This window comes from Candidatus Nitrotoga sp. 1052, assembly GCF_927312905.1.
Lineage (GTDB): Bacteria > Pseudomonadota > Gammaproteobacteria > Burkholderiales > Gallionellaceae > Nitrotoga.
The window spans coordinates 59797-72082 of sequence record NZ_CAKMHQ010000012.1; the positions used below are offsets into that span (position 1 = coordinate 59797).

Sequence of the window (12286 nt, forward strand, 5' to 3'; positions counted from 1 at the left end):
AGGTAAGCTAATCAGCGATGAAGAACTCGTTCGACGAACGGGCGTAGAATTCTTGCCTGATTTTCACCGTGGTTGAAGGGCTATGGCGAGGTAAATAATATGTGTGGCCGCTTTGCACTGAAAGAAAATCCCAAGAAGCTCGGTGAATACTTCCAGCTGACCGGCGACTTGGAATTCCTGCCATCCTGGAATATTGCCCCATCGTCTCGCATCTGTTCCATCACTGCTGATGCAGAAGGGAACAGGCATCTCCACAAGATGCGCTGGGGCTTGATTCCGTCATGGGCAAAAGATGTAACAATAGGCAACAAGCTCGCCAATGCACGGGGCGAAACCGTTGCGGAGAAGCCATCATTCAGGTCAGCCTTCAAGCATCGGCGCTGCCTCATCCCCGCATCGGGCTTCTATGAATGGAAAACAGAGAATGGCATCAAGTATCCGTGGTATGTCAGTCTCAAGTCCGGTGACCCCCTAGCTTTTGCCGGTCTTTGGGAGATATGGCATCCTGAAGATGGGGAGCCCATTGAAGGCTGCTGCATCATCACTATCGCAGCGAACTCGCTCATGGAACCGATACATGATCGTATGCCCGTGATCCTGAATCCAGACCAATGGGCTGCTTGGCTTTCACCACAAGAACACCAAGCCGCTAAACAGCTCCAGATGATTCATCCGTGTGAATCTGATTCCCTGCAAGTCTGGCCGGTCACCCGCGAACTCAATCGAGTTGGATTACGGGATGATGCTGGACTGGTCGAACCCCTACCAAACATTGCTTGACCTGCACTTATGATTATTGTTACGATAATCATATGAAACAAACCAACTCAAAATCATCAACACGCGGCGGCACGCGGCCTGGTGCTGGCCGTAAAGTCGGCTCAAGTCCCTACGGTGAAAACACAAAGCTCATGCGTATCCCGGAAAGCATAGTCGAAACGGTTGGGGGCATCCTTGCGGCTTGCAAAGCTCAGCGGCTAGGGGCACGCTTCAAAAATGACATTTTATACCCGGCCTTGGATAGCCAGCCCATCCGGGTGCCCCTGTTTAGCCATAAAGTGCCAGCCGGATTTCCGTCTCCCGCCGATGATTACATCGAAGCCAGGTTAAGTCTGGACCAACACTTGATCACAAACAAGGATGCAACCTTCTTTGTGCGCGCCAAGGGCAACAGCATGATTGACGCTGGCATCTTTGATGGTGATTTGCTCGTAGTCGATAAGTCCTTGACCCCCTCATCTGGCAACATCGTCATTGCCATAATAGATGGCGACTTGACGGTGAAGCGTCTTATCCTGCGGGATAACAAGACCATCCTCAAACCAGAAAATCCACGTTTTAAAGAAATAGAACTCAAAGACGGACAGGAACTGCAAGTGTGGGGAGTAGTGACCTCCACAGTGAAGAAGTTCATCTGATAGTGAACCATGGCACTTGCCCTCATCGACTGCAACAATTTTTACGTCTCATGCGAGCGCGTCTTCCAGCCCAAACTTGAAGGCAAACCAGTCTTGGTGTTATCCAATAACGACGGCTGCGTCGTCTCCCGTTCCAATGAAGTAAAAGCGCTTGGTCTCAGGATGGGCGAGCCATGGTTCAAGCTGGAAAAGCTGGCCAAACAGCATGGCATCATTGCGTTCTCAAGCAATTACACGCTCTACGACGACTTATCCAAGCGTGTAATGTCCATTCTTTCCACGTTCTCTCCACGCCAGGAAATCTATTCGATTGACGAATGCTTCCTTGATCTTGATGGCTTTAATCCGCTATCGTTGATGGCATACGGTAAGACGATGCGGCAGACTATCATGCGCAACGTTGGTATTCCTGTCTGTGTTGGTATCGCTGATACCAAGACGCTGGCCAAACTGGCCAACCACTGCGCCAAAAAAGGATTTGCTGGTGCGGACGGTGTATGCGACTTCGGACTGCTGGATGATGCCCAACGTAGTGAGCTCTTTTCCAGCATTCCGGTCGGAGATGTATGGGGAGTTGGGCGGCGCATCTCCGAGGGACTCATGGCCATGAGAATCAAGACCATCGAAGACCTGCGCACGGCCAATCTTAAGAGAATTCGTAGTCAGTTCTCGATCGTTCTGGAACGCACCGTGCAGGAACTCAACGGCGTCTCCTGCATCAGGCTGGAAGAAATAGGTAAACCACGGCAACAGATCATTGTTTCCCGCTCATTCGGCACCATGGTGACGGGACTGGATGACCTGTCGGAATCAATTGCCTACTTCACCACACTGGCAGCCGAAAAGCTGCGGCGAGACGGTTCGGTTGCTGCCAACATTTCAGTTTATATCCATACCAATCCGTTCAAGACTGAAGCGCCTCAATACAATGGGGCCATCACAGTGTCATTGAATCAACCCAGCGATGACACGATGGAACTCATCGGTGCTGCGCTCATGGGCTTGAAGGAAATCTATCGCAGTGGTTTTCACTACAAGAAAAGCGGCGTGCTGTTGATGGGACTTCAGAGTAAAGAATCGATTCAAGCGACGCTATTTGATGACACCGATAAGCAAGCCAAGTCTATCAACATGATGCGCACTCTGGATGCGATCAATAAGAAAATGGGAAAGGGGAGCGTAACCTTGGCCGCATCTGGCTTAAAGCATCGCTGGGCAATGCGGAGGGAGAGGCAGTCTCCGAACTACACCACTGACTGGTTTGAATTGCCGGAAGTAGAGTAGCTACCCTTGATTACTCGATCCCTGAGCTCTTTGCCGGCCTTAAAGTGTGGCACGTATTTCGCAGGCACTTCCAATCGTTCACCAGTTTTTGGGTTACGTCCATTGCGTGGCGGTCTGTAATTCAATCTAAAGCTGCCAAAACCACGTATCTCAATACGCCCACCATTCGATAGTGTAGTGGCCAGTGCATCAATGATTGCCTTGACTATGCTTTCGACATCTTTAATTTGAAGTTGAGGATGCAGGTCGGCTAGGTGTGATATTAGATCAGAGCGATTCATGCTGGTACCTTTACTAACTGGTGATAGTTCACGGTTACAGAACATCCTCTTAGCCGTAGAAAGCAGACGATTTAGCAAAGACGGAAGCAAGCAGTTTGTTAGTGTAGTGGTCAGTGCAATCAATGGATTGCCTTGGCTATTTACTATCGGCATCTTTGATTATTAGTTGAGGGTGTAACTAGACTAGGCGAGATATTAGGTTGGAGCGGGTCATTTCTAGTGGCTAAGGTGCGCTGTAAAGCGGAATTATTTATCACCAAAGAAGCCAGCCGAAATCATCATCTAGTGTTAATGCCTCGACTATCGACTACCTGGCTCAGGTAAACATATCCCCTGCACTCCGACGATCTCGATAATTAAATGCCCAGATGCTGCCAATCATGACGGTCAGCAAACGACACATTGGAGACGGTCATTTCGTTTGCCACGAGAGACTACTTCTCGGCCATAGCCGACATGCGGTGTTATTCCATTGAAAGACAGCCCTACCGCGCATACCAGACAATCAGGCTGCAAGGCGCCTACTGTTCGGGGGCGATTCAGCATCCTATTACATCTCTCCATGAGAGTTCGACTCCGACAGAGCCGGATTGAGGTCGAAATAGACGTAACTTGGCTCTCGTCTGAGCCCATCTGCTGGAGAAGTTCGCACTAGGCATTGATTGTCTGCGTCGTAGGACATACCGGCTACCAAGCACGCATCCGCGACTCGGGGGTTGTAATCGTGCAGCCACACGAAGTTTTTCTTGGTCCAAGCCAGCACGGCCTTCTGAAGTGCCTTACTGTCCTTGTCATAGTCGTCGTTGCAAATGGTAAGCCCCATAACGTTTAGGCAGAAGCCAAGTATCTTGGCCCCCTTGAAATTGGGGAATTTTTTCATGTCGGCAATTTCATCGTACAGAAGTCGTCTTACTTTGAACTTCACCATCCTGCCCGCAGGGCCGTCGAGGCAGTCGAAGTTGAACAGCTTTCTCCACACCGAATTGTGTTGAATCGACCAGCAGGTCCACAGTGGTGAATTAACTGCAGAAACATGGAAGATCACCTCGAATATTATGCTAGCTATGTGATCGTAGAAGGTTTTGTGCGGATAGCCGTGTTTCTCTTTCACACGACGGTGAACGTAGCTAGGGACATCCCTCTCGTCGAGAATCTTAACTGCATCTTGGATGAAATCGACAACGACATTTAGGCGACGGGAAATGTCTGAGTCCCAAGTATTCGTAAGTTCGTTCAGAGTGTAAAGGTCGGAAACCGCATTCTCGATATTGCCCTTGGCGCGATAGAGCACGTACGAGTGCTCGCCAAAACCGTCTTTGACATAGCTGCGGAGAGTTATTAGCACAACCCGGCAGTAAGCCTCCCACTGTTCTGCGTCCCATTTCCTATAACTGTGGATGTCTGGATCAAGAATAGTGCCGATGCTTTCGACCATATAGTAGTTCGAGAACATGGCCTGACTGAGAGGCTTGTGATATCCAATCAGCCCAGACTCATAGCCCTCAGCTTCGTGAAATAGGAAGGAATCTTTATTCCTGATTGCTTCATTCACAATGTTCCTTGCGAAGGTCTCCACCTGTACGCCATATTTCTTAGTTTCAGCCATCGCACGAAATACGGCCAAGGCTGTGCCCGGCGACGAATCGACGATTGCACGGCACATCCGCCGATCCGCGATAAGTAGGAGAATATCATTAGCATAACCCTCCACATCTGGACGTTTTTGCTTCTCTTGCCCTTCGGTTTTGTTCCAGTATTGTTTATGTCTCCCCCTATCCGTTGCGTGTTGAACAAGGGATTGGGCTGAGTAGGCCAGTTCGTCGGCGATGACGGCAAGTTCTATAGGCGAGCCTTTGAGGACGTATCGATACAGGATCTCAGCGAACCGCTTGGCGTTGTGATTTCCGTATATGGGTGGGCGGATAAATGCGAACCAAGCCCAAGTGAGGAAGGTAAGCAGGAACAAGCTGCCAAGAAGTGCTTGCCAAATGCTTGGTGTCAGGAAGTTGCCCACCGGGACATACCACTGTTCAGCACGCCAAAGGTCCGTCAACAGCGTAAGTACACCAACGGCGGAGACGACAGTGAACGTGATGCCTTGCAGGGGAATGGGTGCGCTTCGTATGCGAAAGCGGTAACGGACATCGGCGATTGTCCAAGCCAAAACCATGAGCGCGAGGCTTGCTAGAAACTCTGAGAAGCCGAAGAACTTTTGCTCGTTTCCATCAAGCTGGTAGAAGCATATTCCCCAAATGCATTGTTCTGGTGCCATCCAAACCTCCATTGCCATCGCGTTCGGCTACTGGGGAGCCATTATAGGCTGTTCCCCAAGCGGTTTCCGCTAAACAAAGCTGACGATGATCTCTGATTTATCCGGATGGACAGAGTCATCTGGAGGCATACATATTTAAAGTCTGAAACCGATCGCCCAGCTATGTTTGCGATCAACGTCGATAGCCCACGAGCCAGTAGACATCTTACAGCCTGACTGGCTGGAATGTGCGCTATTGCTGTCGTTTAACAGCGCCGTACTATTTGTCTGCTTTGGTTTAGGCTTGTCAGACTCCTGCCCCACTGAGGGTCGTTGCATCTTGCTCGGGCTGCGACTAAGGGCAGGCATCTGACAACCCTAAACCATTGCGGACGCTGGCGATTTTATGAAAATGCTGTTTGTTCGGCCTGCCGGTATGTCTGCTTCGAAATTTTGAATAATCACTTTTGAGTGCCAGACATAGCCAGCATTCGGATCATTAAGAAATCTAATGCGAAGCTGACCCCTTTAGTTCAAGCGGTGGTGATACCCAGTTGGTTTTAATGTTCATTCATTTCGCCCTCCCATGGTGAATATCTTGCAGCCTCGCTAACGTCTTCTTAACAAACTTTGAATTCTTGTGTAAAAAGGCTTTGGAGGATTTCTTGTTGGGTAAATTGTGGCCCGTACATTGACTGGCACACGGCGCACGGCGAAAATATTTCCACTGAGCCGGATGACACAGTCCATATAGTGTTTACCGAAATACGATGTCGATCTTTCTGCTTCGAAGCCCATCGACATTATGCGAGTATGACCAAGGTCGCCTACAGCATCTGCTTCCTTCCCATCGTTCCTTACCGTCCATTCGATGGTTGCATATTGAGGGACGACGTGCGGGTTGGTAATTCTGAACTTGAGATCGCAGTTCTTGGAGATAGTCGAAACTTCATTCATATACGTCGCAATGAGTCTTTTCGGATTTCGCGCATACACTTCAATCTGGATATTTGGCAGCACCATCAAAGCCCGTCCAGATAAGTCAACTACTTCAACCTCATCGGCCTCAGGTAGCGGCATCAAAAATGAAAATACTTCTGACCACGCCAAGGCTGCGCCTGATTCTTCATCACTATCAGCAGCTTTATCGGCAGCATCTCTGAGCAAGCCGAGCGCCTCAAAAAATTTTGGCCAATTCTTCTCAGGAATCCGGTTTAGGTTCTCCGTTGTATCCACCGGATTCCGAACCATTAAAGAAGCACATAGTCGCGCATCAATACTTCGAATCACTGCGATCAGCGCATCTTCATCATCGAGGTTTCTATCAGCCAAACCATCGCCCGCAAAAGCCTCTGCTACCAGTACAGTAAGAACGATTGAAGAAGGGCGTGAATCACTGAAGCCATCAAAAGCAACAGCCGCCCATCCTTTCAAGTAGCGTACCAGCCTTCGCAATTGATCCCGTTCCGGTCTCTCTACGAACGACTTGAACCACAGATATATTGCTTTTGGATCGGAGTTTTCCTACTTATTAGACAATGTCGCAAGCCGCCTTGAGTCTAAGGATGGATCAAGCCAATACACCGGAACGTCGATATGAAAACGCGCATCAAAACACGCGCGTGAACAACGTTCTTTGGGTGGCTGAACAACCTCTCGTAACTCGGCTGTTCTGTACATGTAGGCAATTAGCACCTGTTGAACCCATTCCCTAAGCTGTTCGGGAGACGGCTTGACTTTGCCATCATCCTCCCACTCGAAATACAGCCCTACGTCAACGTCGTATTCCTCATTTTTATGGACAGGTTTAATCAGCGTCCCATACTTGTATGAACCTTGGAGCCAGGTTGAAGTCGGGTAACCGTAATCTTCAGTTAGTTTCGGCTTGAGGTACTCAGCCAAATCGTTCCATTGCAACTGAAGAAACTCTCGCTGTTCCTGGCTCGGTGTTAACCGGCCAATCAGCGTTTGCTCCGCTGTCCCGTTAAATAGCCGCGCTGCCTTACCCATTGTCTTTCCCGAATATCTTAAGTTGAGGTGTATGCGACAGATAACCATCAAGCCGGTTGCCAATAAGGTCGGTGGTAGCCTTTGTAGCCAGCGCTTTGAGTGTCCGAATCGCAACAGGTGTGGCTATATCCAGACCGAGATCAGACGCCTGCTCCTGCGACGGCTCCTTGTCCAGACGGAGATACCGATCACCCAGTCGGTGAGCCATCAATTGATCGACGAATTGCTGTTGAGCAGAAATCATCACGGAAAATAGACGTGCATCCTGCATCCAGTCGGCGACACCGAACTCCCGGCCAGCATTGAAAGAAATTGAATAACTTTTCGTCGTGGTGCCAATACTGAGAATCCTTACGGCATCGACTGGCACACCGAAGTAGTACTCTGCCTCATGGAAGGCAATCAGGTCGGGCGCATTCGCAAATAGGCCACCGTCCGAATAGAGGCTGCCGGAGACTTCTGCCAGCCCGAAGAAAGTGGGCGCAGCCGATGTGGCGAGAGCCACGTCAATTGCCTTCAGCTTCCAATCCCGATGCCATTCCTGCTTGTGCCTAGTCTTGAAAACCTGGGGGCGTCCCTCGGTCACATTTACAGCCGGAATGGCTACCGGATGAAGAGCATCACCCAGAACCGCACCTTCAGGAATTAGTGAAGCAATGGCCTGCCGTAGAGAGACAGAAGAATAACGTGGCCTATTGCGATGCTTGAATAGATCGCACCCGATCTGCCACTTGCCTTCTGGCGGCGTGTGTGACGGAAAGATAGCTTCTCCATGTTCCGTGAATACATCTACCACCTTTTTCATTGGAACCTCGAATGCGACCGCGAGAGCAACGATGCCGCCTATGGAAGTTCCGCATGAAATGTCGAAGTGTCGCCCCACGGGATGGCCGATGTGCTCCTCCATACATTGAAGTGCCTGGGCTGCGAAGATGCCACGAAACCCGCCGCCGGTAAGCGCCAAGGCTTGAAACGGTTGTTCAACAGACCACTTGATATTGTTCATATGAATAAATCTCCGTGGACATCGTCGGCTGCGGACTTGCGACTGCGTTTAGCCTTGGGCTTTTCGGGGGAGGTTACGGCTTGCACTGCAGCGCGGCGATGGTTTTCGGCGAGGAGGCGTTTGAGAACTTCCTTGCGGGCGGCGGGGCTGATGGTGTAGCGGACGCGGTCGTTTTCGGGAAGGGTTTCGACTTCGATGAAATCGTGACCGAGATTAAGATCGGACCAGCCATAGGCGTCACGGATGGCAATGTCGAGTTCGCGGTGCAGGCGGCGCAGTTCGAGGATGCCTTGGTATCCGGCTTCGGCTTCTTCAACGGATTTCTTGCTGACTTTGGCGACCTGGGCGGGTGTGAGGTCGCGGGTGTGGAACAGGTTGTAAATGTCAGTGAGGCCGAGCCATAGCTGCATCATCACGGTGCCGCGAGATTCGTAATAATACTCACCAATAGCAGCCAGCTTAGGATCTGAGGTGAACCAAAGATCATTTGGAAATGGGAAAGTCTCAAAGCAGTTTCTAAGCGAATAGCTAAGTCGAGTTTCTAGCGAACCACTGTATTTACGCGCCCAAACTTCATGCAGGGTACAGTGTATTACTGCAAAAACATCCCATCGATCTGATGTAAGAATTTTAAGTGACTGGGTATATACGTAACCAGTCGGAAGTGCCGTAAAGCTCAGGTGCTTCGAGGTTCCAGATGTCGCAAATACTCTACAAAGACCATCGATACGACTATAAAGCCCCGAAGCTCGCTCTGCATACTGCCACCATCTTTCACGGCGAACTGGACGCTTATCTTTATCTCTAACTGGCTTTACGAGATCATGCACTCGTTGGTATGCACTGCCATAGCTTTGGGCTCGTTCAAGAGTCCAGTCAAAAAAATTAATAATACTTCTTCCCGGAATATGCTCAGGATGATTATTTACTTCATCTCCATTAATTACTGGGAAAATGACTTCTTGCAACGTATTGTTTAAAGACTTCATTTGGGTAGCTTCTTCATGGGTCAAGAGAAAGCCTTCACCCAAAAATTTAGAGCCCTCAAATGTACGCCGTAAATTTTCGTTGAGAGGACAAGGATCACCCGCGTCGATAGAGTCCTCAAAATAACTACTAATTGCTGCTACCTTTTGGTTATCTAAAACTTTATCTCCTGTCCATTGTCCGCGATGTATTGCTACCAAGGACACTGTTAAGTTTGCTTTTCCTGGCCATTTAATTGTTCTAACTGCAAAATTAATCGTGCCCTGCTGAAGGAGTATCTGATCTAAACCATCCCTTCTGTTATCCCCATCCTTTATTGAGTTTGTTGTAATAAATGCCATGAAACCAGCGGGACGCAGCAAGGCAAATATGCGACGAATAAAATATACAACAAGATCACATAAACCTGCTGGCGCATATCCCCACTTAACATACTGGCAGAACGGATAACCATAGGTATTACTTAGCGATGAACCACCAAGATATGGAGGATTGCCAAGTATGCAATCAAACCCTCCTCTTCCGATGATCTCTGGGAATTCTAGAAACCAATGGAAGAAATGCTTGCGCTCGGCCATCGCCCACGCCTCTGCAGTCGCCTGACCTTGCGGACTCACTTCGCCTTTCCAATAGCGCCGGTAGGTGGCATCGGTGACGAATTTTTGCAGGTTGTCAGCCGCCTTGGGCAGGTAGAACTGGGCGATGGGAATGGCGGCGATCTGGTTAAGAAACCAGGCGTCCTGGCTCTGACTCAAGGCGAGATAGCGGGCCTTCTTGGCTTCGATTTCATCGGGCGTATGTTCCGGCAGCGTGGCGAGTTCGTGCCAGCCGCGCAGGATGTCGTCGAGCTGTTTTTGCAGGCTGGGCGAAAGCGGCAACTGACCGGCCTCGTGATCTTTGCGCTCCTGTTTGTTGCGCTTTCTGAGCAGCGCGGCGGTGTCCTTGTCGTCGCCGGGCATGGTGGCGAATGCTTCGTCGGGCACGCCGCGTTCGGCTTCCTCTCGCCTTGCAAAGCCGACAATAGCATTGCCGCATTTGATGTGGTGGTCGAGGAAGTTGAGCGGTTCGCCGGGGCTGTGGGCTTCCAGCCAGAGAGCGACCTTGCAGAGCTCGACGGCGAGCGGGTTCAAGTCCACACCGTAGATGCAGTTGCGGATCACGTCGCGGATTGCGCTGCGGAAGGCCGATGGCGAGGGTTGCTCTTCGCCGGTGCGGACGATGGCGAGTTCGGTAGCGATGCGACGGGCGGCGGCGAGCAGAATGTGACCGGAGCCGCAGGAGATGTCGGCGACGCGGAGATCGAGCAGGACTTTTGCCGGATCAGTTTTTTTCAGTGCGTCGGCGATCAGGTAGTCTAGCGAGTGTTTGATGAGCGGCTGGACGAGATCGTCCGGGGTATAGTGGGAGCCGGTGGCAGCACGCTGGTCGCCTTGGGCGAAGGCGAATTCGATGGTGCCTACCCTCTCTCCCAATATTGTTGGCTTAATTAAAATCCCGTTCGCCCTGAGCTTGTCGAAGGGTTCTAGTTGCGTAGCAGGTGGTTCGACAAGCTCACCACGAACGGTTAAGTGGTCAGCATTGACCCTCTCCCCCAGCCCCTCTCCCGCTTGCGGGCGAGGGGAGACACCAAGGAACACTGGTTCGTATTCGAGCAGGCCTTCATAGACCGAGCCAAACTCTTCTACATTAAGGGCAGCGTAATTCACGCGGATGGTCTGGCCGTTGTCGGGATGCTGATAGAGACCGAGGGCGCGCAGGCAGCCGAGCAGAACGTCGTTGCCCAGCATGGCACTCGCCAGCGGGCCAATGGCCGCAGGGCTAAACAGGTCGCCGGCAAGCGGGGCAAGGCCGATTTTGTGGCCAGGGCCGTGTGCTTCGAACAGGCGGAAGGTGGCGAGCATCGCCAGCCAAAGATCGTGATGGCGTTTGTCGGCGAGGTGGCGCTTTTCGGACAGCAGTCGCAGGCGTTCGAGACTGTAGTAGCTGCGGTAGATGTCGCGCTGCTGGGTGCTTGCCGAGATGGGGAAGACCAGGTCACGCTCTTCGATGACGAGCAGGAACAGCAGCCGGTAGATCAGGCGCAGCAGGTGCTGGTAGTAGGTTTCCGGTTTCAATTTTCCATCGGCAATCGACTGGCGCAGCTCTTCGTTATCAGGATGCACAAGAAAGCCATTGGCAAAATCGCGGATGGCTTGTTCTACGGCCTTGCTCAAACCCTCGCGAATGCGGGCGCCAGAGTCCAGCGAATCCTGTGGTGGTAACGCTCGATCAGACTTTCGTTCGCTGCGTCATTGCTGCTCGGCAGGCGGGTAATGTGCAGCAAACGATAAAGAATGGCGAAGTCGGCAAATAAGCCATCGCCAAATATGCGGTCGAGATCGAATTCCAGGTAGCTGAGCTTGATCAGGCGGGAGCTGTCGCGTAGCAGACGTAGCACGCGACCGTTGGTGACAATGCCATAGAGTTCGTCGTGAAGATTGAGATATTCCTGCACCAGCGCGTGGGCGGACATACGCGGTGCGCCAATGTGGGTACGCTCCGGCTTGCGATCCAGTCCGGCGGCTTCGCGGGCACCGATGATGTGGATGGGGGTGTGGCCGCGATTGGTGACACGGTGAGAGATGGTGTAGGTCTTGCCATTGAGTTCAACGCCCTTGGCCTGAAATTCGATTTGGTAGCCTAGCAGGCCAAGCAAAGGCGTGATCCATTGCTGGCGGGTTTCGGTGGTTGCGGGGGATTCTGGCCGGAGCGTTTCCAGCTTGCGCTGGAAGATGCGCCAGTAGTCTTGCGCGTCTGCCCAGGCGCGGGCAATTTCGTCTTTTACCTTATTACCAGTGTCGAGGCCGAAATCGGCAGGACGCTGGCCGGGGGCATCGTCGAGACGGTCAAGAATGTCCGGTGAGAGGATGGCACCTTCGATGCGGATGCTGGGGTAGTTCATGCCGCGATCCCGTCTGGCGAGATTGCCTTTGCACGGTTGGCGTGTTCGTGACGCAATTGGCGTATTTCTGGCGCATTAAACGAGCCGTGGAAGTTCGCCAGGATAGTA

The 12286-nt window shown here is 51.5% G+C and carries 11 protein-coding genes; 3 read left to right on the plus strand and 8 right to left on the minus strand.

Annotation, left to right across the window (positions count from 1 at the left end):
* The first annotated feature begins 99 nt into the window (after window positions 1–99).
* From MJ768_RS02355 to MJ768_RS02365, 3 genes are read left to right on the plus strand one after another with little or no spacing between them, the layout of a single operon-like run.
* Window positions 100–780, plus strand: coding sequence for an SOS response-associated peptidase (locus MJ768_RS02355; RefSeq protein WP_239287723.1), 681 nt, complete (start codon window positions 100–102; stop codon window positions 778–780).
* Between the two features lie 32 nt (window positions 781–812).
* A complete protein-coding gene (locus MJ768_RS02360) occupies window positions 813–1418 on the plus strand; it encodes a LexA family protein (protein WP_239287724.1) in 606 nt (201 codons plus the stop codon).
* A gap of 9 nt (window positions 1419–1427) precedes the next feature.
* Entirely contained in the window at window positions 1428–2702 is a 1275-nt protein-coding gene (locus MJ768_RS02365; RefSeq protein ID WP_239287725.1) for a Y-family DNA polymerase, read from the plus strand.
* Here MJ768_RS02365 and MJ768_RS02370 read toward each other — a convergent pair.
* The 8 genes from MJ768_RS02370 to MJ768_RS02405 form a co-directional block, all read right to left on the minus strand.
* Window positions 2663–2983 (minus strand): integration host factor subunit beta, encoded by a 321-nt coding sequence (locus MJ768_RS02370; RefSeq protein WP_239287726.1) that lies wholly within the window; start codon window positions 2981–2983, stop codon window positions 2663–2665. The two genes, MJ768_RS02365 and MJ768_RS02370, sit on opposite strands and share 40 nt — an antisense overlap.
* A gap of 550 nt (window positions 2984–3533) precedes the next feature.
* Entirely contained in the window at window positions 3534–5255 is a 1722-nt protein-coding gene (locus MJ768_RS02375; protein WP_239287727.1) for a hypothetical protein, read from the minus strand.
* Between the two features lie 135 nt (window positions 5256–5390).
* On the minus strand, window positions 5391–5603 hold the full coding sequence (locus tag MJ768_RS02380; protein WP_239287728.1) for a hypothetical protein: 213 nt from the start codon (window positions 5601–5603) through the stop codon (window positions 5391–5393).
* Window positions 5604–5843: 240 nt separating this feature from the next.
* On the minus strand, window positions 5844–6668 hold the full coding sequence (locus MJ768_RS02385; RefSeq protein ID WP_239287730.1) for a nucleotide-binding domain-containing protein: 825 nt from the start codon (window positions 6666–6668) through the stop codon (window positions 5844–5846).
* Window positions 6669–6758: 90 nt separating this feature from the next.
* Window positions 6759–7244: a cyclic GMP-AMP synthase DncV-like nucleotidyltransferase gene (locus tag MJ768_RS02390; RefSeq protein WP_239287732.1), complete on the minus strand. Its 486-nt coding sequence runs from the start codon at window positions 7242–7244 to the stop codon at window positions 6759–6761.
* Window positions 7237–8250 carry a CBASS cGAMP-activated phospholipase gene (locus MJ768_RS02395; protein ID WP_239287734.1) on the minus strand — a complete coding sequence of 338 codons (1014 nt, stop codon included), beginning with the start codon at window positions 8248–8250 and terminating at the stop codon, window positions 7237–7239. The genes MJ768_RS02390 and MJ768_RS02395 overlap by 8 nt, the downstream gene beginning before the upstream one ends.
* On the minus strand, window positions 8247–11450 hold the full coding sequence (locus tag MJ768_RS02400; RefSeq protein WP_239287736.1) for an Eco57I restriction-modification methylase domain-containing protein: 3204 nt from the start codon (window positions 11448–11450) through the stop codon (window positions 8247–8249). The genes MJ768_RS02395 and MJ768_RS02400 overlap by 4 nt, the downstream gene beginning before the upstream one ends.
* Window positions 11447–12178, minus strand: a complete 732-nt coding sequence (locus tag MJ768_RS02405; protein WP_239287737.1) for a hypothetical protein — start codon at window positions 12176–12178, stop codon at window positions 11447–11449. The genes MJ768_RS02400 and MJ768_RS02405 overlap by 4 nt, the downstream gene beginning before the upstream one ends.
* Window positions 12179–12286: the final 108 nt, after the last annotated feature.